The 24,974-nt window shown below is 49.9% G+C and carries 22 protein-coding genes; 12 read left to right on the forward strand and 10 right to left on the reverse strand.

Features of this window, described 5'->3' with window-relative positions; translation table 11 throughout:
• The first annotated feature begins 34 nt into the window (after positions 1–34).
• The 9 genes from mmoX to METMI_RS0109080 all read left to right on the forward strand — a co-directional run bounded on the left by mmoX (position 35) and on the right by METMI_RS0109080 (position 9,674).
• Entirely contained in the window at positions 35–1,618 is a 1,584-nt protein-coding gene (gene mmoX, locus METMI_RS0109040; protein WP_019865958.1) for an aromatic/alkene monooxygenase hydroxylase subunit alpha, read from the forward strand.
• A 69-nt stretch (positions 1,619–1,687) separates the two neighbouring features.
• The gene (gene mmoY, locus METMI_RS0109045) at positions 1,688–2,866 is read left to right on the forward strand and encodes an aromatic/alkene monooxygenase hydroxylase subunit beta (RefSeq protein ID WP_019865959.1); all 1,179 of its coding nucleotides are present in this window, start codon (positions 1,688–1,690) and stop codon (positions 2,864–2,866) included.
• 9 nt (positions 2,867–2,875) lie between these two features.
• A complete protein-coding gene (gene mmoB, locus METMI_RS0109050) occupies positions 2,876–3,301 on the forward strand; it encodes a methane monooxygenase regulator MmoB (protein ID WP_019865960.1) in 426 nt (141 codons plus the stop codon).
• 9 nt (positions 3,302–3,310) lie between these two features.
• The gene (gene mmoZ, locus METMI_RS0109055) at positions 3,311–3,808 is read left to right on the forward strand and encodes an aromatic/alkene monooxygenase hydroxylase subunit gamma (RefSeq protein WP_019865961.1); all 498 of its coding nucleotides are present in this window, start codon (positions 3,311–3,313) and stop codon (positions 3,806–3,808) included.
• A 75-nt stretch (positions 3,809–3,883) separates the two neighbouring features.
• Positions 3,884–4,135, forward strand: a complete 252-nt coding sequence (gene mmoD / locus METMI_RS23560) for a soluble methane monooxygenase-binding protein MmoD (protein ID WP_019865962.1) — start codon at positions 3,884–3,886, stop codon at positions 4,133–4,135.
• 53 nt (positions 4,136–4,188) lie between these two features.
• Positions 4,189–5,226 (forward strand): aromatic/alkene monooxygenase hydroxylase FAD-binding subunit MmoC, encoded by a 1,038-nt coding sequence (gene mmoC / locus METMI_RS0109065; RefSeq protein WP_019865963.1) that lies wholly within the window; start codon positions 4,189–4,191, stop codon positions 5,224–5,226.
• A 29-nt stretch (positions 5,227–5,255) separates the two neighbouring features.
• Entirely contained in the window at positions 5,256–5,570 is a 315-nt protein-coding gene (locus tag METMI_RS0109070) for a hypothetical protein (RefSeq protein WP_019865964.1), read from the forward strand.
• Complete coding sequence (groEL, locus tag METMI_RS0109075) at positions 5,567–7,255, forward strand: chaperonin GroEL (RefSeq protein ID WP_019865965.1); 1,689 nt, start codon at positions 5,567–5,569, stop codon at positions 7,253–7,255. Before METMI_RS0109070 ends, groEL begins: the two co-directional genes overlap by 4 nt.
• Positions 7,256–7,895: 640 nt before the next feature.
• Positions 7,896–9,674, forward strand: coding sequence for a sigma-54-dependent Fis family transcriptional regulator (locus METMI_RS0109080; protein ID WP_019865966.1), 1,779 nt, complete (start codon positions 7,896–7,898; stop codon positions 9,672–9,674).
• A gap of 171 nt (positions 9,675–9,845) precedes the next feature.
• Here METMI_RS0109080 and METMI_RS0109085 read toward each other — a convergent pair whose 3' ends face one another.
• Positions 9,846–11,168, reverse strand: coding sequence for a hypothetical protein (locus METMI_RS0109085; RefSeq protein ID WP_019865967.1), 1,323 nt, complete (start codon positions 11,166–11,168; stop codon positions 9,846–9,848).
• 425 nt (positions 11,169–11,593) lie between these two features.
• Here METMI_RS0109085 and METMI_RS0109090 point away from each other — a divergent pair, with 425 nt between their 5' ends.
• The gene (locus METMI_RS0109090; RefSeq protein ID WP_156829806.1) at positions 11,594–12,934 is read left to right on the forward strand and encodes a hypothetical protein; all 1,341 of its coding nucleotides are present in this window, start codon (positions 11,594–11,596) and stop codon (positions 12,932–12,934) included.
• Here the strand turns inward: METMI_RS0109090 and METMI_RS23565 are convergent.
• The gene (locus METMI_RS23565) at positions 12,931–13,122 is read right to left on the reverse strand and encodes a TIGR02450 family Trp-rich protein (RefSeq protein ID WP_198007900.1); all 192 of its coding nucleotides are present in this window, start codon (positions 13,120–13,122) and stop codon (positions 12,931–12,933) included. The two genes, METMI_RS0109090 and METMI_RS23565, sit on opposite strands and share 4 nt — an antisense overlap.
• Positions 13,123–13,143: 21 nt before the next feature.
• Positions 13,144–14,046 carry a TIGR01777 family oxidoreductase gene (locus METMI_RS0109100; protein WP_019865969.1) on the reverse strand — a complete coding sequence of 301 codons (903 nt, stop codon included), beginning with the start codon at positions 14,044–14,046 and terminating at the stop codon, positions 13,144–13,146.
• Positions 14,047–14,382: 336 nt separating this feature from the next.
• Between METMI_RS0109100 and METMI_RS0109105 the strand changes: the two genes are divergently transcribed.
• Complete coding sequence (locus METMI_RS0109105) at positions 14,383–14,820, forward strand: hypothetical protein (RefSeq protein WP_019865970.1); 438 nt, start codon at positions 14,383–14,385, stop codon at positions 14,818–14,820.
• A gap of 76 nt (positions 14,821–14,896) precedes the next feature.
• Here METMI_RS0109105 and fdxA read toward each other — a convergent pair whose 3' ends face one another.
• The 4 genes from fdxA to lnt all read right to left on the reverse strand — a co-directional run bounded on the left by fdxA (position 14,897) and on the right by lnt (position 18,582).
• On the reverse strand, positions 14,897–15,220 hold the full coding sequence (fdxA, locus tag METMI_RS0109110) for a ferredoxin FdxA (RefSeq protein ID WP_019865971.1): 324 nt from the start codon (positions 15,218–15,220) through the stop codon (positions 14,897–14,899).
• A gap of 97 nt (positions 15,221–15,317) precedes the next feature.
• Entirely contained in the window at positions 15,318–16,025 is a 708-nt protein-coding gene (locus tag METMI_RS0109115) for a tetratricopeptide repeat protein (protein ID WP_019865972.1), read from the reverse strand.
• 33 nt (positions 16,026–16,058) lie between these two features.
• On the reverse strand, positions 16,059–16,538 hold the full coding sequence (locus METMI_RS0109120) for a CYTH domain-containing protein (protein WP_019865973.1): 480 nt from the start codon (positions 16,536–16,538) through the stop codon (positions 16,059–16,061).
• A 523-nt stretch (positions 16,539–17,061) separates the two neighbouring features.
• A complete protein-coding gene (gene lnt, locus METMI_RS0109125) occupies positions 17,062–18,582 on the reverse strand; it encodes an apolipoprotein N-acyltransferase (RefSeq protein ID WP_019865975.1) in 1,521 nt (506 codons plus the stop codon).
• 203 nt (positions 18,583–18,785) lie between these two features.
• Between lnt and METMI_RS0109135 the strand changes: the two genes are divergently transcribed.
• On the forward strand, positions 18,786–21,098 hold the full coding sequence (locus tag METMI_RS0109135; protein ID WP_019865977.1) for a TonB-dependent receptor: 2,313 nt from the start codon (positions 18,786–18,788) through the stop codon (positions 21,096–21,098).
• A gap of 302 nt (positions 21,099–21,400) precedes the next feature.
• Here METMI_RS0109135 and METMI_RS0109140 read toward each other — a convergent pair whose 3' ends face one another.
• The 3 genes from METMI_RS0109140 to METMI_RS0109150 all read right to left on the reverse strand — a co-directional run bounded on the left by METMI_RS0109140 (position 21,401) and on the right by METMI_RS0109150 (position 24,872).
• Positions 21,401–22,546 (reverse strand): glycosyltransferase family 61 protein, encoded by a 1,146-nt coding sequence (locus tag METMI_RS0109140; protein WP_019865978.1) that lies wholly within the window; start codon positions 22,544–22,546, stop codon positions 21,401–21,403.
• Positions 22,547–22,598: 52 nt separating this feature from the next.
• On the reverse strand, positions 22,599–23,747 hold the full coding sequence (locus METMI_RS0109145; RefSeq protein WP_019865979.1) for a glycosyltransferase 61 family protein: 1,149 nt from the start codon (positions 23,745–23,747) through the stop codon (positions 22,599–22,601).
• 108 nt (positions 23,748–23,855) lie between these two features.
• Entirely contained in the window at positions 23,856–24,872 is a 1,017-nt protein-coding gene (locus METMI_RS0109150) for a hypothetical protein (protein ID WP_019865980.1), read from the reverse strand.
• Positions 24,873–24,974 lie beyond the last annotated feature (102 nt).

Here is a 24,974-nt window from a genome sequence, read left to right on the forward strand (position 1 = left end):
TTTGTCCACAACAATAACATCAGGAGTAGTCAGTATGGCTATCAGTGCAGCAACAAAAGCAGCGACAGATGCGTTAGCGGTCAACCGCGCACCTGTTAGCGTAGGGGCGCAAGAAGTCCACAGATGGATGCAAAGCTTTACTTGGGATTTTGAAAAAAACCGCACCAAGTATTCGACTAAATACAAAATGGCGAATGACACCAAAGAGCAATTCAAGCTGATCGCTAAAGAATATGCGCGGATGGAGTCGGTTAAGGACGAACGCCAATTCGGCAGTTTGCAAGACGTGTTGACCCGCGTTGACGCCGCTAACCGTGTGCATCCAAAATGGAATGAGTCCATGAAAGTGATTTCTAACTTTTTGGAGGTGGGCGAATACAACGCGATTGCCGCGACCGGCATGTTATGGGATTCGGCCACTGCGCCTGAGCAAAAGAATGGTTACTTAGGCCAAGTGTTAGATGAAATCCGCCATACTAACCAATGCGGCTACATCAACTATTACTTCGCCAAACAAGGCCAAGACGCCGCCGGACATAACGATGCCCGCCGCACCCGCGCCATTGGCCCCTTGTGGAAAGGCATGAAACGGGTGTTTTCGGACGGTTTCATTTCCGGTGATGCGGTGGAATGTTCCATCAACTTGCAGTTGGTCGGTGAGGCCTGCTTTACCAACCCTTTGATCGTGGCCGTGACCGAATGGGCTTCCGCCAACGGCGATGAAATGACCCCGACCGTGTTCTTGTCCATTGAAACCGATGAGTTGCGCCATATGGCGAACGGCTACCAAACGGTCGTTTCCATTGCTAACGACGCGGCGGCTTCAAAATATTTGAACACCGACCTGAACAACGCCTTCTGGACCCAACAAAAATACTTCACGCCCGTGCTGGGCATGATGTTCGAGTACGGCAGCCATTTTAAAGTCGAGCCTTGGGTGAAAACCTGGAACCGTTGGGTGTACGAAGATTGGGGTGGCATCTGGATTGGCCGTTTGGGCAAATACGGCGTGCAATCGCCCGCCAGTTTGCGTGATGCCAAAAAAGACGCTTACTGGGCGCACCATGATTTGTTCATGATTGCCTATGCCTTGTGGCCCACCGGGTTTTTCCGCCTGACGCTGCCGACTGCTGAAGAAGCCGAATGGTATGAAGCCAACTACCCCGGTTGGTACGACATGTACGGCAAAGTCTATGAAGAATGGAAAGCGCGTGGTTGTGAAGACCCCAACAGCGGCTTCTTGCCCTTGCAATGGTTCATCGAAAACAACCACCCCATCTACATCGACCGCGTTTCCCAAGTGCCGTTCTGCCCAAGCTATTGCAAAGGCGCCAGCACCTTGCGCGTGCTTGAGTTCAACGGCAAAAAGCATTCGTTCAGTGACCAATGGGGCGAGCGCATGTGGTTGTCCGAACCGGAGCGTTATGAATGCCAAAACATTTGGGAACAATACGAAGGCCGTGAGTTATCGGAGGTGATTGCCGAAGGGCATGGTGTGCGTAGCGACGGCAAGACCTTGATCAGCCAGCCCCACACCAACAAAGATGGCAGGCTGTGGACATTGGATGACATCAAGAAAATCAATTGCGTATTTTCAGACCCATTGAAAGCACTGTAATTGCACTAACCTTTCACCCTCTTGCCCTTGACGGGCGGAGGGCATTTCAAATTTATGGAGACATGGCTTATGTCAATTGAAGTATCCGGCGGCAGACGGGGTCTGACCGACCCCGCTTTAGCAGCAACCATTTTAGCGGCTATCCCTGACCAGCCTTTAGAAACCCAGCGTAAGATGAATTACTTCATGACCCCGCGCGGTAAGCGGATCAATGAATATGAAGTGTTGTGCTGCTACACCCAACCGACCCCGGACTGGATCCCTGGCGGTTTGGATTGGGGTGATTGGACGCAAAAATTCCACGGTGGCCGCCCTTCCTGGAGCAACGAGTCCACGGAAATGCGCAGTTCAGATTGGCTCAAACACCGCGACCCTGCATTCCGCTGGCATGCGCTGTATGTCAAGGACAAGGCCGAAGAATGGCGTTATACCGACCGTTTTTTGAAAGCCTATTCGGCTGACGGTCATGTCCGTTCGATGGACCCTATCTGGCGCGACGAAGTGTTAGGCGATTATCTGGGTGCATTCGGTTTTAGCGAATATGGCCTGTTCAACGCCCACTCTTCGGTGGTGCGTGATTGCCTGGGCGACACCTTGCGGATGAGCAGCGCGATGATCGGCTTGGACAAAGTCGATAACGCGCAAATGATCCAAATGGAGAGGACGTTTTTGGCGAAACTGGTCCCTGGTTTCCCCGAATCCACCGACATCCCTAAAAACGAATGGACGAAAGGCACCATTTTTAAAGGTTCACGCGAAGTCGTGCAACAAATTTGGCAAGAAACCTATGACTGGAACGAAATCCTGTTTTCAGGCCACATGATCTATGACCCCTTGTTCGGCCAGTTTGTGCGCCGTGAGTTTTTCTCACGCTTGTCATCTTATTACGGTGACACTTTGACACCGTTCTTCATCAACCAAATGCAGTTGTATTTCTCGCAAACCAAAGGCATCACCACCGACATGTTCCACACTTGTTTGGCGGCTGACGGGCAATTTGGCGCATACAACACCCGTCTGATGCACGTTTGGGCGAATAAATGGTTGCCACGCACTATCACGGCGTTGAAAGGTTTCATGGGCATTTTCTCAAAAATACCTGAAATTAAAGGTGTTACCGACAAACCAGCGATTGAGGCCGCGTTGAACCGGGTGTTTGACGATTGGAAACACGATTTCGCCGATCCGATTGGCTACAAAGCCGATACCGCCGCACTCATTAAAACCGTGTTAACGGGTCTTAAATAAGGAACCATTATGACTACAAGTTCAAATGCCTACGGCGCAGGTATCATGGCAAAAACAGGCAAAGCCTTTGCTGATGAATACTTTTCCGAAGAAAACCAAACCGTCCATGAAAGCAACGAAGTGGTTTTGGTGTTAAAAAAATCCGATGAAATCAATTCGGTGGTCCATGAAATTTTGTTGGGTGACCGCAAGGCCGACAACCCCACGTTGATCGTGGAAGACCGCGCCGGTTACTGGTGGCTGAAAGCGACCGGAAAAATTGAAATCGATTGCACGGAAGTATCTGAATTGTTGGGCAAGCATTTCAGTGTCTATGACCTGTTGGTGGATGTGTCCTCCACCATAGGCCGCGCCTATACACTGGGCGAAACCTTTACCATCACCTCAGAACTGATGGGTCTTGATGTCAAGTTGCAAGACTTGCAAACCGCATAGGAGATAACCATGCCAAATATTCACGATAACCCTAAACGCGCAGAATGGGCCAATAAAATCGCCGGGCTGAAAACCCTGGCGCAAGGCCACGCGTTCTTAAAAGATTTCCGGGCCCAACATGTCAGTGTCTTTAAGACCGATTTTTCTTTAGAACTGGATTGGTTGTGGATCGAGCTGAAAATCGAAGAAAAAGTGGCGGTATTGAAACAGGCTGAGTTCAGTGACCACCAATTGCTGAATGTGTGCACCTGCGGCACCGACGCGCAAAAAGTGGCCAATGACGCCTTGGCCGCCATGGCCGCGTGCGAAGACATGTATGAGGCCGAGCGCATCCATATCAACTTCCGCTTGGCCTGCAAGCCGCCCGTCATGCCCGTCAATGTCTTTTTGGACACGGACCGGCAGTTAGGCACGAAGTTAATGGAGCTCCGTAACACCGATTACTACGCCTTGCCGCTGGAAGAATTGCGCAAAGCGCGTGGTGTCAGGGTCGTCACCTTGCAGTAAGCCGCTGACCTGGGCAAAAGGCAATCTTTACGGGTTGCCTTTTGTTTTTCCAACCCTTTTACCCGTACACATGCCATGACCGTACTTTTTGATGAAGCATCAGCCCCTGTCGGCGACCCGCCAGACCTTTCCCCGGAAGCCATCGCCATACACACGTCCGGGACGTACACCGTCTACAGCGAAGATTTGGAGTTTATGTGGCGGTGGCGGATCTACCGCGACAACAAAATGGTGCAGGAAGGTTGTTCGTTGACGCTGGATGCGTCCAGACGTGCCGTCCGGCATGTTTTGAGTTTTTTTAACGTCTCCCAGCTACACGCCCAATGACTTAATAGTTCCCCATTAAGAGGGAAAACCGCACAATCCAGGAGTTTTAAGCAATGACCAGCACCCATCAAGTCACCATTGTGACCGAAGATCATGAATCCATCACGTTCGATTGCCGATCGGATGAAGATGTCATCACCGCCGCAGTCCGCCAAGACATTTACCTGATGTCCTCCTGCCGGGAGGGCGGTTGCGCCACCTGTAAGGGGTATTGTTCCGAAGGCGATTATGTCATCGGCAAAGTCAGCGCCCAGGCGCTGCCGTCACAAGAAGAGGAAGAGGGCATGGTGTTGTTATGCCGCTGTTACCCGACCACCGACATCGAAGTGGAAGTCCCGTACACTTACGAACGTATTTCCTTTTCACCGGAAGGCATGGATTTTGAAGCCGAAGTGGTCGGGCTAGAGCAAATTTCCATCAATGTCGTCAAGTTCCAATTACGGCGCACGGGTGATGATAAAACGATCAAATTTGAAGCCGGGCAATTTTTTGATTTGGAAATCCCGGGTACAGAAACCACCCGCTCTTATTCGCCTGCCAATATCAGCAACAGCCAGGGCGATTTGGAGTTTTTGATACGCATCGTGGATGGCGGCAAATTCTCCGAGTTTTTGAAAAAAGAGGCCAAAGTCGGGCAAAGGCTCAAAGCCAAAGGCCCGTCAGGCGTTTTTGGCCTGAAAGAAAATGGTTTCACACCGCGTTATTTTGTCGCGGGCGGCACCGGGCTGGCACCGATCTTATCCATGGTCAGGCACATGAAGGAATGGGGCGAACCGCAAAAATGCGTGATTTATTTTGGCGTCAACACCGAAGCCGAGATTTTCCATTTGGATGAACTGGAGCAATTGGCCGCGCAAATGCCGACGCTGGAACTGAGGAACTGCGTGTGGAAATGTTCGGATGATTGGCACTGCGAGAAGGGCAGCGTCGTGGACATTTTACGCAGGGATTTGGTGGAAACAGGCGCAAAACCCGACCTTTACCTCTGCGGCCCGCCAGGCATGGTGGACGCGACGTTTGCCGTTTGTGCCGACCTGGGTATCCCGAAAGAACGCATTTATCTGGAAAAGTTTTTGCCCAGCGGCCAGTAAGGTGCCCATTAAACATTTTGGAGGCCGCTATGAATGAGGCAGATCAGGAATTTCTCCATGACATGGTAAAACAGCTTGATGACACGATCCGGCAACTGGCCATTGAAGAAAGCCAATTAATGGGCAAGATTGGGGCCGGGCGTGTCGAAGAGTTGCTGGAGTATTGGCGGCTGGAATTGTCTGCCGAGGAAGAAGTGGAGTTTAAAAAAAGTATGGATTACTGGGATATACAACTGATCCGAATCTTATCGCGGTCAAAACGCGCGCATAACACCCGGGTGGAAGTCGGACAAACCTTAATGAAAATGGCCTCCCGGCCCATCCTTAAACGGAAACCATCATGAGCAAAGAAATTATTTATAACCCGGAAATACGCGTCCGATTGATGGCAGGCATCAACCAAGTCGCCCGCGCTGTGGCGGTGACCTATGGCCGTGTCGGCTCCACAGTGATGATACAACACCGTACCGATGGCATTATGCCGGTATTTACCCGGGATGGCGTCACCGTAGCGAACGCGGTGCTTATCCAAGACCGTATCGCCGATTTGGGCGGCCGGATGTTGCGGGATGTGGCCGGGGCGATGTCACGGCAAGTGGGCGATGGCACCACCACCGCCATAGTGCTGGCCCAAGTCTTGGCCCAAGGTTGCTTAAAAAGCGTGGCGGCGGGGTTCCATCCGATGCAGTTAAAAAAAGGTTTGGATGTGGCCTTGGCCGTCGTGGAAAAAAATTTGCTTGAGCGGGCGGTGACAGGCGTGACTAGCGATTGGGTGGAGAAAATTGCCTTAGTTGCCAGCAAAAATGAGACCAAAGCCGGAAAGCTGCTGGCCCAAGCCTTCGACGAACTAGGTTTGCAAAGGGAGCTGACGTTCTTGCTGGGCAATGGTTTGGCTGATGAATTGGCCATTGTCGATGGCGTACAGTACGGGCAAGGCTATTTGTCGCCTTATTTCATCACCGACAAAACCCGTGCCGAAGCGGTGTTGGAGAACCCTTATATTTTATTTTATGACAGGGAAATTAACGACCTGATGGAGCTTGTCCCGATTCTGGAACAAGTCAAGGCACAAGGCCGCCCGCTGTTGGTGGTAGCCGAAGACGTGGTTGATAAGGCGCTGACGGGATTGTTGCTGAACCACATACGCGGCATTTTTAAGGTGGTGGCGGTCAAGCCGCCAGGCTTTGGTGATCAGCGCATTAACCGCCTGAAAGATTTGGCTTTACTGACGGGCGGTCAGGCGATACTTGACGGGCATGGCTTAAGCCTCCGGCTTGAGCATGTCGGCTTGGAGCAACTGGGCCAAGCCCAACGGGCGGTCATTACGGAAAGCAGCACGACCATCATCGGCGCGGTGGGTGACCCGGCCGCCATCGCGCAGTTGTCCGAAACCTTGCGCCAGGAAGCCGGGCTGATTCTGGCCAAAAAACCGGGTGCCGGTTCGGCGACCGGTAATAAACATGATTTTGATGAGTTGCAGGACCGCCTTGCGCTGTTATCCGGCAAAACGGGCACGTTCAGTGTCGGTGGCAACACGGATTTTGAAATGAAAGAACGCATGGTGCGCCTTGAAAACGCCTATTTGTCCGCGAAAGCGGCGTTGGAAGAAGGGGTTCTGCCGGGCGGCGGGGTGGCCTTGTACCATTGCCGGGAGGCCATTGAAAAAGCCATCGCGGAAAATGTCGGGCAGCAACAGGGGTTTCGTATCCTACAGCAAGCGCTCGCCGCACCGTTACTGACCCTTATCCAAAACGCCGGTTTAAATAACGAGGCAGTCCTCAACCAGCTCGACACGCTGGGTGACGACCATATCACCTTGGATACAGAAAACCACCGTTACGGTAACTTTTTGGAGATCGGCATCATTGATCCGGTCAAGGTCATGCGTTTGGCCTTACGCAATGCCGTCAGCGTGGTGGGGACATTAATCACCAGCGAAACCGTGGTGATGGAAGTGCCTGACTTATCGCTCATGGCGGGCTATTCCCCGGAATGGGCGGCGGCCACCCGCGAAGACCCTAGGGTGTAAGCATGTGCCATCAGGACGTTATGTTTTGGCCTTGACCGGCCAGGTTTCCTGTTCTAACGCCATAACCTGGTATGCCGGCATCTGGCTAAAACCCATTTGCCTTGGTGTGCAAATGGGCATGGAGGCCAACGCGTCACTGCCATTAAGTTAATGAAAAATAATTATTAATTAGCATGTTATTGCTTCATAAAGCCAAGCGAGGATTAACCGTTCGCCCTGAGGTATCGAAGGGCTCACCACGAACGGATTAACTTACTACGATCTTAACTCGATAGCATTCTCTATCTTATTGAAATAAAGAACACAATTCTTTAACTTAATGGCAGTGAGGCCAACGCGTGGCATAAGCCATCGTTCAGAAGCCTTTTAAGCTTTTGCACTTGCCACGCAGGGGGGAGCCAATGAACTTAAAAGCCTTTTGGGTACTGACTTAATGGCCACGCGTGCCAGCGGAAATTCTGCAACCCTCAAGCAAGCGCCAGGCCTGTTTTAAAAACCAACCTCCTACCCCCCCCTTATTCTTAAGGGGCATTCCAATTCCTTGATGGGATTAAGGCAATGCGACACTATGCCGCATTGTCTCATTTTTTGATTTTGTTATCTTGGGCTGACTGGCGATACCACTATTCAAGAGAACTGAATGTTTATTGATCTGCATATCCACCAACAAGACCATTTGGCACAAGAGTCATTGTTGCTGAGACAAACCAGCGAATACCAGCTTTTTCGGCCCATACAAGCATGGCAATGGATGACCCAGACCCGCTCCGTACCCGACCAAAGTGATTGGGTGCGGCTTGAAGTCATTGAGTCATGGCATCGCTGCCTTGAAGATTACCGGTTACCGTTAGGCAATTACGCCATGTGGGATAACTGCCCCATTGTCAACCAAACAGAAAAGTTAGATGCCCCGTCGCAGAAGATAGAAGCCTTGATCAAGCAGCTTGACCATAACTTCCATGTTTTTTTGGAGGAGGCGGGGGTCATGATGCTGTTGACCGCCGCTGATGGCAGCTTGCTATACTCGTTGGGGGAGCGGCAGCCAACGGGATCCTTCCTGTCACGGGCAAGCACAAGGGGCGGTAACTGGTTGGAAGCGGTGTTGGGCAATAACGGTATCGGGACGGCGGCGGAATTGAAAAAGCCCATTGCCTTTCAAGGCATGGAACATTATCTCAGTGTTTTGCACCCCTATACGACCGTGGGCTATCCCTTGCTTGACGATGCCGGGCAATTATTGGCGGTCATCGGTTTGGTCAGCAGCCATCATCAGGAAAGCATGAAGTCCTTGTTTGCTTTTTTGCACCTCATCTGCGTATTGGTCAACACGGATTTGCCTTTAGCCAAAAATACGTTGGCGCAACAACGGGTGCTAGAACAAATCCCCCTTAAAGCCGCCCCCAAACCCCCCGACACCTTGGCCAATCCTAGCGTCTCAGAAGCCCTGGGCGGATTGATCCAAAAAGCCGTCAAGTTGCAGCAACATAAAATCCCTATTTTGATTACTGGCGAGTCAGGGGTGGGCAAAGACCATTTTGTGATGCTGATTAAAAACGCCGGCCCCCGAAAAAACGCCCCGTTGATTGCTATCAATTGCGCATCCATCCCCCATGACCTGATAGAAAGCGAACTTTTTGGTTACGAGTCGGGCAGTTTCACGGGCGCGAAAAGCACCGGAAAACCGGGCAAATTCATGTTGGCCGATACGGGCATCTTGTTTCTTGATGAAATTGGCGACATGAGCTTTGATTTACAATCAACCTTGCTTAGGGTGTTGGAAACATCAGAATTCACCCCGGTTGGTGGCAATAAGCCTATCCGGGTGGATGTGCAAGTGATCGCGGCAACCAATGTCCAATTACTGGAAGCCGTTGAAGCCGGACGCTTCCGCCGCGACCTCTACTATCGCCTGAACGGCGCGCAAATCCACTTGCAGCCCTTGCGTGAACGTGTCGACAAAAGGGCCATCATCCACCATATCCTGCAACGGGAAATCAATGCGATGGCATCTGAAACCCGGTTTGCCATTTGCCCGGAAGTCATCAGTTTGTTTGAACTGCACCCTTGGCCCGGCAATATCCGGCAACTGATCAATGTCATCAGGGCAACACTGTATACCGCCAGTAACCGGTTTATCACCACTCAAGATTTGCCGCTTGATTTTATTGCCGAATTAAAACAACAGAATTTGCTTGATGTCGCCCGCGTCCGGCTGCCCGCAACGCAGAACAATACCCAAGTGATGAGATTGTCAGACTGGGAATTGCACGGAATCAAAACGGCGCTAAAAAATTGTGGCGGCAATATTTCCCTGACCGCAAAAACCTTGGGCATCACCCGGACCACGCTCTATAAAAAGATGGAACATTTCGGCTTGAATAGAACCGGGGACGAAAGTTGGCTATACGCCGCCATTTAAATGCGTGCTTGGCCAGCAATAACTCCCCCTCCCGCCGTCGCTAAAATTCCAGGCCTTCCCAGTTATTAAACCCTAAAGCAAAGCCGGCCAGTTTTTGTCTGCCACCAGGCCTTGGCATTAAGCCGCGCACAACAGGTGTCTCTGGCGCAACGGTGGTTAAATGGGCAGGGTTTAAAAGTCGTAGCCCACGCCAATTTCATAGCCTTCAAAATTATTGGGATCTTGAATGCTAAAGATGTATTTCGCGCTTAATGCCAAAGAATCCGCCAGGCCAAAGCTTATTTTATCCAGCCAGCCCACTTTTCTGACCGAGCTGAGTTCGAGGCCCACTTCGTTATACTGGCGGATGAAGACCTTAGAGCCGGTAAATTCAGTGTCAGTGAAGAACCCTTTGACCCTTACATCCTGGCCAAACAAGAAAGGCACCACTTTACTGGCAAAGATGCCATTTTTGAACACATAGTTGTTAATGTCGGGATTGGAACTGATCACGCCGCTAATGTTAAGCGGCAAGGTTTTGTAGTATCCGAACATATTGACCAAGGCCATATCATAGCCAGGCAGCCGGAATTGATAGTTGCTGGACAGCGATGTGGAGAAAATCTGCCCTAAGCTGGCAAGGTCTTGGGAGCCGATAGCCCCATAATTGATACTGGGGATCAGGTACCAATGGTCGGTGATCGGGTGCATATAACCTATGCCCACCGCGCCTTGATAAGATGCCGCCTGGCCTACGGTAATATAGTTGAATTGGCCATTGAGGAGTAATTTTTTGCGCGGGTCATCTGAATCAATGTTAAAGGCTTTGCTGATAGGCACGTTGAAAACCGAAATGTCTAGGCCTTTTTGGGTGTAAGTGCCACCGGCGACACCGACTATTACGGGGTTGGCTGATGACGAGGATGAATGGGAGCCACCGGTACTGTTATGGTCACTGACAGGGCTGCTGGACGTGTCCGGAGAACTATAAGGCAGGTTGGTGGTGGGGATGTTGGTTGCGTTGTTGAAACCAATGGCAACCATTTGGCCGCCTAAACTGCTAGGGTTTCCGGTTAAGGGTGAATTGGGCGTGTTGCCAACTTGGTATTCGACGATGTGGGTGGCGGTGCCATCGATGTCGCTTTTTAGGTAGTTTTTCAATTGCTGGGTGGTGTTGCTCCGGCTAGGGCCGGTGAAGGTTTTGGTAAAATTTAATTTGGGTATCGACAGTATCAGTTCATTGGTGCTGCTGTTTTGTGGCAAATTGATATTTAAAAGCACCCCTTGATAGTCAGTCACCGCCTTAACCCCTGAGGTGTCGGAATAATTGTTAAAATCCTGCTTAATGCCATTTCGGGTCAATTGGTCGAAAAAATTCTCCGCGTTATTAAAACCAAACGATTTTTTTTGTGTGTCTATCGGGCTATTGGTGACGGTGATGTCCGCTTGGAAGACGTCAGAAAATGCGCAGTAGGGCAAAAGGGACAAAACGAGGGATACGGTAATTTTTTTCATAAAAGTAAGCTCATTGTTAACAGTGAAAGACTTAAAATAAAGCGGGATTCAGGTTGTACGGAGATTGCTTACATAGAGGGGACATTAACCAATATGTGTGTTATTTCACAATTTATAATCCTTTAAACAATAATGGAAGGGATGTAATTGTGCAAGTGGCGACCATAAATATTCAGCGGATCAATTTCCCCTTAATTGGTAAGGAATTTAATCAAATTCAAGTATTTAAGGCCTTAGACGGTATCCTTTAAGCAGATGAACGGGGGCAATTGGATTTTTACAGCCCGCTGTCCGTGGTTATCGTTTACTTTTTTATAGTGATCCTGCAAAGTACCCCTGGTTATCTGTGTTAAGCAACGTAAGAGGGGATGGTTATGCAAGCCTTTGCCAAGAAAATAAAAATAAAACCTTTCAGGCCCCTGTGGATGGCCCTATCAATCAGCTTTGTTTATGGCCCTGCGTATGGCGCAGATTTTAGCCCCGTTACCTCTCAAGTATTGATCACTTATCCGGATGGCCATCGGATCTCGGAGACTTATGTTTTTTCGTCAGAAAAAGAGTTTAGCGATGTCATAGACCAGCAAATCCTCAACAACCCTGTTTACAATGAGGGGGGCGAGCGGCCCGGGGTTGTTTCCACAGCGGATATTCAGGGCAACCAAATAGTGGTCAGTTCTGCCAATAACTCCAATGCCATCAGCATCGACTCGGCGTCTTTGGGTATCCACGAAACGTTTGCAGCGGCCACACGCGAGGATAGCCTCAAATTGTTCGAAGCTTGGTCAAAAGACAATGCCCCAAAGATTTTCCAAAAAATCAACGCGCAATCACCGCTATCGACTATTGGCGGGGTGTCAGGATACCTTCCCAGGATGCCTGCCTTAGATAGCGCTATTGATGGTTCGGGTTTGAGTTCGAATGTCCTGAAAGAACTGCTTGGCGAGGAGAGGGGCAGCCATTTGAGTGTCCTGACGGGGTTTGCCAGTTATCACGCCAATGGCAAAACAGCCGATGTTTACAGCTTCCCGGTAAATTATAACAAGGAATTGGCAAATGGCTGGGCGTTGCTGTTCAATGTGCCGCTGACTTATATTGATACCGAAGGCGTTTCATCCTACAGCGGCTCTTTGGGCACCGGATTGCGTATCCCCGTTTCAACGTATGTCAATACCGGCAAGGTCAAATGGGATGTGGTGCCGCTTTTCCGCATCGGGGCGATTGGCTCGGAGCAGAATAATGTCGAGACTAGCATCATTTATTCTGGAGGGATCCAGAGCAATGCCGGCATGCCATTAGGGGGCGGCTTTTCGCTGGTCATACAAAACCAATACAATTATTACGCCGTCACGTCAATTACCGCATACACCGATGTGCGGGTGAACGGCAACCTTATCGAAATCCCGACCATATCAAACAGCATTTACCGGAACGGCGCCCAATTGGTGAAGGACTTTAATTACAAACTGTTTGGGCGCACGTTGATGGCGGACATCACGTTTGCCGACGTACGTTTGTCAGGGGCCACCTTGGCAATTGATAACCAGCAAGAAATTGGTTTTGATATAGGCCTGAGGACGGCATCTAAATCAAAATTTAAGCTTGATATTCTTGCCGCCGCGGATACGGTGTTGAAGATGGATAAGGCCAGGTTAATGAAAACGGCCAAAGATAAGTGGGCAGGCACGGAGTTTAAGCTAGGCTTTAAATATACCGCCGCCACCGGCATTGATAGCGCTTATGGCTTAAGCACTTCGTTTTCTTATTAATGCCATCCTGGTTGCCAAACTGACGTGTCCTCCAGTAAACGCCAGTCTATCTGATATTCGTGGCGGTTTATCACCGCTTCAAGTATGCAGGCAATGATGGCTTCCTGGCCATCTTTGACAAGGCTTGTGACCCAAAAATGTTTCTCTTTATCTCCGGCTGCAATGCCGTCCATTTGCTGGACACTCATTTGGCGGGATTGATAATCCGTTTAGCCATGGGATAAAGATTGCTGCAAGGCGCTGGCAAGATCGGGGTATCCGAAGCTAAAGCCATTATCTAACAGGCGCTTAGGCAGGACACGCTGGCTGCCAAGAACCAAGCCTGACATTTCACCTAGCAGCATTTTTAATAGGCTTGCCGGCAAGGGCAGCAGGGCGGGACGATGCAGGCAGGCGGCTAGGGTCTGGGTAAATTCATTGTTGGTGACCGGATTAGGTGCCGTGGCATTGTAAGCGCCCCGCATGGTCGTGTCCCTGATCATGGTTTGCGCAATCGCTATCCAATCCTGCCGATGTATCCAAGACATCCATTGTTGGCCGTCCCCTAAACGCCCGCCTAAGCCTAAACGGAATGGCAACAACATCCGTTGCAGCAATCCCCCGCCTTGGGCAATCACCAACCCCGTCCGTATCAGGCAAACCCTGACCCCGAATTGCCCGGCCTGAGCCGCAGCCTGTTCCCAGTCTTGGCAAAGCTGTTGTGGGAAATCGGCGCGTACCGCCGAATCTTCGGTCAATTCAGTGTCCCCTTGGTTGCCGTAATAACCGATGGCCGAGCCGCTGATCAGCAATTCCGGCTTCACCTCCATGCGCCCGATCCAATTGACCAATTCTTCCGTCAGGGCGATGCGGCTGTTTCTGATGAGCTGTTTGCGCGCCGCTGTCCAACGGCTATCGAAAATGGGTGCGCCAGCAAGATTGATAATGGCCTGATAGCTTTGGTTGGGTTTCAGTTGCCTTAAATCGCCCAGTGCATGGATGCCAGACCTGCCAATTTGGCTGACCTTTTCCGGGTTGCGGCTAAGCACCGTGATGTCGTAATTTTGATCGTACAAGCTCCGTGCCAGCATTGAACCGATGAATCCCGTTCCGCCAGTTATCAGTATTTTCATGGCCGTTCCTTTTGGTTGATCCGTAGTTACTTTGAAAAACAAGTTTGCTTAATAAGGCCAATTTATGGGTTTATTCAATATTGGCAAATTCGTTTTGTACATGTTTTGTACAGTTGTAAGTTGACAATTTGCTTTCCGCTTGTAAGTTGGTAACCAAGGCCTGATGGTTGTGAGGCTTGTAAGTGCAACTGGCACAGCATAAAGTGGCCGAATTTTGTATTGCTTTCTTGGTCTGGTTTGATAGATTAAGTTAGACTTCCGTCCTCCTCTATAAGCCCTCCTAAGATGTCTGCGGGAGGGTTTTTTTTTAATTTTTTATTCCGCAGGATAAAAACGATGCCCAACCTTAGCCGATTCTGCAAATATCTGGTGGAAATAAATTTTTATGTTTCCGTGCTTGTCCTGGTCTCTTTTTGTTTTCTTTCTATTTCAGACCGTTACAGTGTGTTTAGCTTTAATGGGGAGTTGTATGGTGCCCTGGATAACAACCTGCGTATGATGATTGTCTATTTAGGCCTGATTGAGTTGGTCGTTTTTGCGTATTGCTGGCTGGTCAAAAACTATCAGGCCATGACCTTGGTGGGCTTTTTTCTGGTTCTCATGATTGAGTCAATCCAATTTTACGGGGAAGTGAACGCTGTCGGGATTGACGCCAGTCTGCCGTTGTTCTTTTTATACACCGGACTGTCGCATCTGGCTTTTGGCATTATGGCGATTATGGAAAATAGCCGGCTAAGCAAAGGGAATGAAGCAGCGGATAATCTGCCCAGATAGCCTGGTTAGGCGCCCTAAAAAACCATTCTACTAACGATGTGCTATCGCCAGTAGTATGATTTTTATCAAAAACCTCTTATCTTTCCAACAAATCCAATTTGCCTTCCTTACCGTTCCATTCGTCCGCATCAGGGGCCGCAGGCTGGACTTCAGTGATGCTAGGCCAGATTTTAGACAATTCAGCATTCAATTGGATGAATTGCTCTTGGCCTTCAGGCACTTCGTCTTCCGCGAAAATGGCGTTGGCAGGGCATTCTGGTTCGCATAAGGTGCAGTCTATACATTCATCAGGATCAATAACCAGAAAGTTAGGGCCAGCATGGAAACAATCGACCGGGCAGACATCCACACAGTCAGTAAATTTACATTTAATACAATTTTCAGTGACTACAAAAGCCATAATGATTACCAGAGTAGATTTTAATAAAAGCGACTATCTTAGCAGAAACGCCGCGCCCTTAGAACACCGAGTTAACATAACATCAACTTCTTTAAGATTATTTTGTCTGTGCCGCCGTATTTAGGCTAGAAAACATGGCCTTTTTGCCGCTTATCGGGCCGCCGCCCGCATTTTTTAACGCCCGTTTCGCTTCTGCCTCCAACCGGGTGTCGGCAAACACTTGTTCAGGCCGCACGGGTGCGATGCTGGCGCGTTGGAAATAACGCAAGGCCTCTTCCTTATTGCCCTTGTCCTGCAAAAACTGCCCGTAATAAAAATTGCTGTCTATGCCGTCCGGGCTGATGGCCAGTGCGGTTTTGAACAGCTTTTCCGCTTCGTCGTCATCACCAAACGCGATAGGCCAGGATGGGGTCATGTGGTACAGCGTGCCCAGCACGACATACGCCGAGCCGCCCATGGCTTTGGGGTTGATCCCGATGGCTTGGTTTAATAAATCGCGCACGTCATGCACCGCGCTCAATGCCGAAACAGGGTCTTGGTGGTCGGCATAACTGGCTTTGATGACCGCTTGCCAAAAAATCGCCCCGGCTTCCTTGGGATATTTTTTGCACAATTCCACCGCCTTTCCCAACAACTGCGAATAGGCATGGCCTTGCTGTTGCTTCGGCACTTGGTAATAAATTTTTGCCCATTCCGATTCAAGCGCGTTGAGCGCGTCGGTAACCGGATCGGCCTGGACGTGGCTGGCCATTAACAAAGCCAAAGGCAAAATGATCTTTTTTACTGCTTGGATAGCGTGTTTCATGAGTGATGCCTCCAAAGTGTTAAGTAACGCGGCTTAAACCTTATCGTGCCATTCTGAATAAGGATGGGCGACCAGATTATTATTGTAATAACGTAAATCCTCCGTGACCTCAGCACCCAGCCAAGCGGGTTTGCGGAAGGCCTTGCCAATTTCAGATAGCTCAATTTCCGCCACGATCAGGCCGTGGTTGGCTCCGGCGAATTCGTCAATTTCCCACAGGTTGCCGTCATCCAACACCAAATGCCGGGTTTTCTCAATGATCGGTTTCCGGCATAAATTGGTAATGATTTCATGGGCATCCGCCAAGGGAATTTCATATTCGTATTCATGCCGGTGCGTCCCTATGATAGCACTTTTTATATTCAGCCAAGCGTGTTCTGCGCTGATCCTGACCCGAATCGACGTGGTCGGTTCCGAGCTTAAATACCCCTGCCGGTATATTAGCGAACTATGGACACATTCCCGCCAATCGTCGTTCGCCAGCAAAAATTTATGTTCAATTTCAATCGCCATTCTCATGCCGCCTTATTATTGGTTGGCCACCATTGGAAAAACGATGGTGTGGAAAAGCACAGATTATAACGCTAGGTGTTGGTTTTTTGTTCACCCGTAGTGAAGGGTGGAGGGTTCATTAGTTTATCAATCAACTAGCGCTACCGTTATGGCAGATTGCCGGGTGGCAAAATCGCATCTTCCACCATGAGGTCGAAGTTGGTGGTGATGACGAATTTATGCTGGGTGTTGGCTAGCACCTGCGCGCTGAACTGGCTGATTTGGATGTTTATGAATTTATGTCAGCGTGCAAACAGAATGAAATTGCCGTGATCAATATCGGTAGGGAAGAATTGCTTGAAGGGCTGGCAGGGATGAGTGCGGTATGATTTTAGCTGGGTAGGGGGGGCAGAACAGCGTTGCCCACCCTACATGAAATTCACAATTACCCGCCATTTCATTCCCCGAAACACAGAACACCGCTTAAGTATCTCCATCGTCGGCACATCCTCTTGTGTCGCTTAGCAAAAGCATCGGGTTGCGCTTATTTCAACTCAACCGCTTTAACAGCCACCCGCCAATAAACCAACCAAACCAAAAAACCCATCAACAATCCCAGCACCACAGGCCAATCGCCCATTCTGGCATACGGTGTCATGCCGCCCATGGGCGTGATGCTGCTGGTCAAAACCGTGGTGGTAAACGGTTCGGCTTTGGCGGCTAAACTGCCATCGGGGGCGATCACCGCCGTCATGCCGGTGTTGGTGGTGCGGAGCATAAAGCGTCCGGTTTCTATCGCCCGCATTTGCGCGATTTGCAGATGCTGGTGCGGTTCGATGGAATTGCCGAACCACGCGTCGTTGGTGACGTTGACCAGATAGGCGGCTTCCGGCAAGCCGACGATGTTGGCATCGCCGAAGGCATCTTCGTAACAGATGGAGGTGATGAACGGGTAGCCACCCGCTTTTAGCAAGGGTTGCGCGTCGCCGCCTGGGGTGAAGTTGCCCAGGCGGATGTCGAGTTTGTTGAGGATGTAGCCGGACACGGGTTGCCAGGGCATGTATTCGCCAAACGGCAGCAAGTGGTTTTTGCTGAAAATGCCGCGAAGCCGGCCCAGTGTCAGCACCGAGTTGTACATCTCGTGGGCGTTATCGCCTTCCACGGGCAGGCTGACGATCAAATCGCTGTGGTGCTGCCCGGCTTCAGTTTGCAAAGGGAAGAGATAAAATCCTTCCACTTCGGACAAGTACGCCGGGATTGCCGATTCCGGCCAGACGATGATGTCCGTCCCCCAGTGTCGGGCGGTCAGGTCTTTGTACATCGTCATAGTTTTCAGCTGGTTTTCCGGCAACCATTTTTGGTCTTGCGGAATGTTGCCTTGGATCAGTGCGACGCTCAAGGGTTTGCCTATCGACTGAGTCCATGTAACGGTTTGCAACACCCCGCCGACTAACCAGATCATGATTAACCCTCCGCCTTGCCACCGCCGTTGTTCGGGTTGGTGCAGCATCGCTACGACCAAAGTGGCGGATAAGGCCAGCAGCAAGCCTGTGCCATACGCGCCGACTAGGGGGATGTAGCCCGCCAACGGCGTGTGCAGTTGCGAGTATGCACCCAGCAACCACGGGAATCCGTTCAGCAACAGCACGCCACGGAAATATTCCACCAACACCCAGATCAAGGGCAAACCCAGCAAACTACGGTTGGCGCGGCACAGCACCGCTAGCCAACCCGCCAAGGCCGGGAACAAGCTCCAGAATGCGCAAAATAACGCGGTCAACGTCCCTGCCGCCAAGGCGCTTGCGTGTCCGTAATCGTGGATGCTGACATACACCCACGACACGCCCGTGCCGAATGAGCCTAAACCGAACAGGTAGCCGCGCCACAGCCCGCGCAACGGGGTCGCGTACCGCCAGCCAGCGAATAGCAGGATGAGCGCCAGCGGGGCGAGGGCGGCATGGTCAAAAGGGGAGAAAGCCAAGGTGAACAGGCCACCGGCGGTTAGGGCTAGCAAGTCCCGGAGGTATCCGGATTGGAAGTGTTTGCTTAGGTTTTGGTTGGGCATAAGGGTTGATGGGGCTAAGGGATTTCTGGAATTCTGCCAGTCATGGTGGGTAAAAGCAACTCAGTGGGCATGCTATGCTTGTTTGGAGGGCTTGGCTGGTGATTGGCGGTCAGGAAAAATTCCTATTTCTGGCGCCTATCTATAGTTTGCCCTTGCAATTGGTTAAGATGCTGGGATTTGCTAACGATTAACATAACAACACGATGAAAAAGATTTTCTTAAGCTTGGGCTTATGCGGATGGGCGGTAGCCAGTGTTGCGGCTACTGAAACCCGGCAACCCGTCGATTTGGATACCGTGGAAGTGGTTGGGGTGACGCCCATGCAAACGGCGGGCGGTGTGGCCATCGACAAAATCCCCGCCGCCGTGCAAACCGTGAGTTCGGAACAATTGCAAAAATCCCAAAGCCTGTCGTTGGCGGAATATATCAACCGCTATCTGGGTGGCGTGCATATCAACGAAGCGCAGAACAACCCCTTGCAGCCGGATGTGTATTACCGGGGCTTTGTCGCCTCGCCGCTGTTGGGTTTGCCGCAGGGCTTGTCGGTGTATGTCAACGGCGTACGGTTTAACGAACCGTTTGGCGATTCGGTGAATTGGGATTTGATCCCGCCTGGTGCGATAGAATCGACCACTTTGCACGGCGGTTCCAATCCGGTCTATGGCCTGAACAGTTTGGGCGGGGCCATCGTCATGAAAACCAAGACTGGCTTTACCGCGCCGGGGCATCAGGTGGAAGTGTACGGCGGGTCGTTTGACCGCCATGTCGAAGAAATCAACAGCGGCGGCAATAACGGCAAATTGGGTTATTTTGTCGATTTGCGCAGTTTCGAGGAACAAGGCTGGCGCGATTTTTCGCCATCGGATGCCAAACAGGCTTTAGGCACGTTAAGCTGGCAAGGTGATCGGGGCGGTTTGGATTTGACCGTCGCCGCCAATGACAATGATTTGCGCGGCAATGGCGCAGTGCCTGTGCAATTATTGGCACAAGACCGCCATGCCGTGTTCACGCACCCGGACCAAACTGTCACGCGGCTGTTTTTTACCGAATTGTCCGGCAATTATGCGCTGAATGATCATGTCGAACTGACGGGTAATGTGTATTTCCGGCAAAACCGGATGCGCTCGTTTAATGGTGACAACAGCGATTATGGCGCGTGTGAAACGGACGGGACTTTGTTGTGCGATGGTGATGGTGCAGAAGTGACAGACACCAATGGCAATGTGGTCAATTTCAGCGATAGCGTAGCGGGCGCGACCAACAACACCAGTTTCACCAATATGTACACACGCGGCGGCACGGTTCAGGCGATGTTTGCCCAGACCCTGTTCGCCCATGAAAACAGCCTGGTGGTCGGCACCAGCTATGACAATGCCGATGTGCATTTTGGCTCGGACACGGAATTGGCTTCACTGACCAATGACCGGGGAACTATCGGCAGCGGCATTTATGTGGACGGATCGAGGGTTCGGCTACATACGCATTCCGATACCGTGGGCGTTTATGCCACCGACAGTTTTTCCATCACCGATAAATTGACCGCCAATGTCGCCGGACGCTTTAACCATATTGATCTGGCGATGATTGATGGCTATATCAATGCGGATAGAAACCTCAATGGCCAGCATGTGTTTGAACGTTTCAACCCGTCCGCAGGTTTGACTTACCAAGCCTTGCCCAGTGTCGCGGTGTACGGCAGTTACAGCGAATCGTCCCGCGCCCCCACGCCGATGGAGCTGAGCTGCGCCGATCCCGAAGCACCTTGCAAACTGCCCAATTCCTTCGTCAGCGACCCGGAGTTAAAGCAAGTCGTCTCCAATACCTTCGAGGCAGGGTTAAAAGGCCATCTAAAAGGTTTGATAGGCAAGGGCGACGGGCAGTGGAATTTGGGGTATTTCCATACCACGAATGAGGACGACATTATCTTCCGCCGTGATTTTTCCAGTAATTTTAATAACCAAGGCTATTTCAGCAATGTCGGCAAGACCTTGCGCCAAGGATTGGAAACGGGGGCTAGCGTGACTTATCCGCAGGTGTTCAGTGACATTGATGACTGGCATTTTTCCACTAATTACACGTATTTGGACGCCACTTTTTTGGACAGTTTTGGTGTCCAAAATCCGCTGGAGCAAGGACAAATTGCGATGGTGACTTCCGGTGACCATATCCCTGGCATTCCCGAGCATTTGTTCAAATGGGCATTAGGCGTGGATTTGTGGCAGAAAGTCTCGGTGGGCGTGAATGGTATTTTCAACGGTAACCAAGTTTTTCGCGGCGATGAGGCCAATATCGCCAAACCTTTGGCGGGTTATTGGCTGTTGAACGCCACGGCGGAATATAAAGCCACGAAATATTTCACCGTGTTCGGCAAGCTCGATAATCTGGCGGACGAGCGTTATAGCTCGTTTGGCATGTATGGCAATGCGACGGATATTTTTCCAAATTTCAACGATGGCCGCTTTGTCTCCCCGGGTGCGCCACGGGCGGGTTGGGTTGGGGTAAGGTTGACGTTTTAATTCCATATGGCGGCTTTAGCCCGCACGCATGTGCGGTAGCCGTGGTTTAAATCCACCGGCTTTAGACGTATTCTCTTTAGTCGGCGGTTTAGTCCGCCGATCTTCAACCCACCAGCTTGAGCTGGTGGTTGTTGAGTAGGCTTGTAATGTCGGAAGTTTTGAACTATCAAGAAGCCACAGCCTGCGGTAGCGACTAAACCCTGGCCGGGCACGTTAGGTGCCAAATGGACACGCCCTGTGGTTAAGGCTATGAAATAGTAAGGGAAAATGGCATGGGGTAGATGGCTATCTATGTGGCGGACTTATTTGTCATAAGCTTCCACATGCTTAAAAAATTTATTGACGCTACGGAGATAATCAATCACCTTCTCCTTAAAGATAGGCGCGGATGGTTCTGCGTGTTTTAGTAAGAAATTGAAAATATCTATTTTAACGTTGCCAGTCCAATCTGGGTCAACTGCCAATGATGGCGACGCAAAACCATGTTCGATTAAAAAATCAGCCAGTTTCCTTATATCCGTGATGGGCAGGTTATTGGCAACATCGCCTGATAGGCTAGGCAACAAGATAACTTGGTTGTAATTCACAAAATGCGTAGTCCTGGCGCGGACAATATTATTGAACTGCTTAGTTTCCGGACGACGGCTGATCACTACTACATCAGCGTCAATTCTGTTGAAAAGTTCAAGTAAATGGATGGCCGAACCCTCTTCGACAATAATCTTTTCTGCTTGGCTATACACCTTGAGTTGGGTTAAAACAGGATGCATTTCCGGATAAAAAATGAAATAACCTTCGTTTTGTAAAGAAGGTTCCAAGGCATGCAATCCCGCAATAGCCCTCATACGGAAGTTTTTTCGTGAAACGAATACTTTGGGGGAGAAATTATCAGGCAGTGGCTGGTTTGCTAAACGCTCACCCAGTTGTAGTGTGGATAAATAGCGCAGGTATTCAGTGGATACGGGTTTGAAAAGTTGGGAACCCGGTTCCGGGATGACGAGTTCATCCACTTCGGTGAGTTCGGTTATATAACGTATGTTGCTTTCATCAAGCCCGAACAAACCGAGTATATCTTTTGCATAGCCTGGCAAATGGCGGTCCAATTCATATTCCTTCACATTAGGCAGGAACAGGGCGCCGCGGCATTGGTCACGGTAAAGCCCCCAAGCCCATGCCCTATGGATGCATTCAGAAAGGAAATGTCCGAAATGTGTATGTAATCCGCCCAGATACAACCATTTACCTGCTAATTTTGCAGGTTGTTGGGTTAACTGCGCAGATTGCAATGCCTCGTTAAGTAAGGGACGGCCACTGCGCATGTGTGAAAAATAGGCCGGGTCATCTTGGCCACGCACCACACCATGGGCAAAACTTGTTGGCCCGCTACCAAAATCATGCTGTATGGTTTGCGGCACTATCAATGCCTTATTTTTTTGGACGATTTCCATTATCTGGCGGCTCCGGTTTATCAATGCCCTTGAAAAATGAATAAGGACAATTTCATTTCCTGAGGGTACTTACGGATTTTAAAAAAACATTGACGCTTTGGAGATATTCGACAACCTTCCCGTTAAGTTCAGGCATGGATGAATTTGCGTGCTGTAGTAAGTGGTTTAACATATCTTTTTTGGCATTGTCCGTCCAATTGGGGGCAATCGCCATTGATGGGGAAATGAAGTCATGCAACGCCATGAATTCAAACAGGTTTTTCATATCGGTGACGGGTAAGGCATTGTCGTATTTGTCTGAAAGGCGCGGCAAAAAGGTGAACTGGTTGTAATTCACATAATGCGTAGCACGGGGACGGATAATGTTGGTGAACAATTGCGCATTTTCACGACGGTTAATCACTAAAACATCCGCTTCAATTTTATCCAATAGTTCAAGTAAATGGATGGCGGAGCCTTCTTCAAAAATAATTTTTTCGGCTTCGAGATAAACTTTCAGTTGGACCGGAATGGAATGCTTTTCTGGATAAAAAATATAATAACCATTCTGTTGCAAACCCGTTTCCAGCGCGTCCAGGCCTGCAACGGAGCGGTGATTACGGTAATTTTTTCTGGAAACAAAGACTTTTGGGGAAAACCCCTCAGGAAGCGGTTGATTGGCAAAACGCTTGCCTAATTGCAGCGTGGATAAAAATTCCAGGTATTCATTTAATGCCGGCTTTCCAAGTTGTGAACCCGGTTCAGGAACGATGAGTTCGTCGACTTCCGTCAATTCGGTGATATACCGGATAGCGCTTTCTTCCAGCCCCAATAAACCGAATATTTCCTTTGCATAGCCCGCCAGATGCCGGCCCAATTCATATTCCTTAATATTGGGCAGGAACAAAACACCGCGGCATTGGTCCCGATATTCTTTCCACGCCCATATCCTATGGATACATTCAGAGAGGAAATGCCCAAAATGGGGATGTATGCCGCCAAGATATAGCCATTTGCCAGCTAGCCTTGCGGGTTGTTTAGCTAGTTCAATAGACTGCAATTGTTCATTAAGTAACGGACGGCCAGAGCGCATGTGGGAAAAATAAACCGGATCCGTCCCGTCCCGCACCACACCGTGGACAAAATTATCCTTCCCATGCTCAAAATCCCTTTGGAATGTTTGCGGTACGATCAAGGCATTGTTTTTTTGAACGGCTTCCATAATCTGTTTGTGCCCTACTTAACTAATGGTTTTGAACATGCGGAGATTCAGCTGCCAAGTGCAATTGCCAGCCTCTTTAATCACGGGCAGTGGCGTGGCCTTTATTCCTTATTCACTTTTTTCATAGTGGGTGGCTAGCACATCATCCAGTGCCTTTTTTGCCCATAAGCGTCTTTCTTGTAACAGTCCAATATCTTCCCGTTCAGGATACATAGAGAAATCATCATTGAATAAGGGCGGCATTGCCGCCCCCAATTGCTTTTGCAATGCGGTGTTGGACGGCGCAAACAATTGGTGGAAATTCATGGCTGATTGCCTGGACGGATAACGGACGCTACCTTTAAATTGTTTGCGCAATGTCTCGATTAATTTCCCTTTTGTGGCGGGCGTCATGTTTAGCTCGCCCTCTTTAAGCCTTAGGTTTAATTCAAACACCAGGCATTCCAGGTCTAAAGAAAAAGCTTCGTTTTTCCGTTCGGGTATTACCAGGCCGCAATTTTCGGGGATGTTGGCAACTGCGCAGAAATCGTCGATCAGGTTGCCATTGATAAAATGTTCCTTGGAAAAAATCCTCGCTTTGACGTTTTCCGTGCCAAAACAGTTGGCCCACTTTTGGTAGATAGCAAAAAAGTCATAATAATGTTTATCCGGGTTATTAAAGTGCCCGGACGGGAGATAACCTGCGATTAATGCGGTGGAATACCTGGAAACGGCCATAAGGTCTTGCCGCCTAAAATAGACGATGACTTTGATCGACAAAAAATATTTGTCCAGCATCGTTTTTAATGACCGGATCTGTTCGGGATTTGAAATGCGGGCATGCAGCAGTTCGTTAGAAATGATGGCTTGGCGGCAACCATCGTCATTTAGCTCGTCCCGGAATTTTTGTTCCAGATGGCTACGGAAGTTATCCTGCTTTTCGGTCGAATCAATCCCGAATTTTGGTTTGGCAAATGTCCATGGTTCGCCTTCAGTAAAGGCGACCAGTTTCGCCGGGCCAAAAGATGTCGCATACAATACCCCGGCTTCTTTTAATTTAGGCCGGTTCAGTGTCAAGAAGTCTTGTATCGAGGTGGTGCCCGTCTTCGCAGTACCAATATGCAAAATCAGCGTATTTTTTTTCATTGATTCAAAAGTGATGTGCGCCACCCTTCAGGTATGGCCTAGGGTGGCCGGTGTTTGAAATGCCAATGGATTTTTAAGTGATTTCCGCGCCACTTTGGCTTT

Source organism: Methylovulum miyakonense HT12 (assembly GCF_000384075.1).
Taxonomy (GTDB): Bacteria; Pseudomonadota; Gammaproteobacteria; order Methylococcales; family Methylomonadaceae; genus Methylovulum; species Methylovulum miyakonense.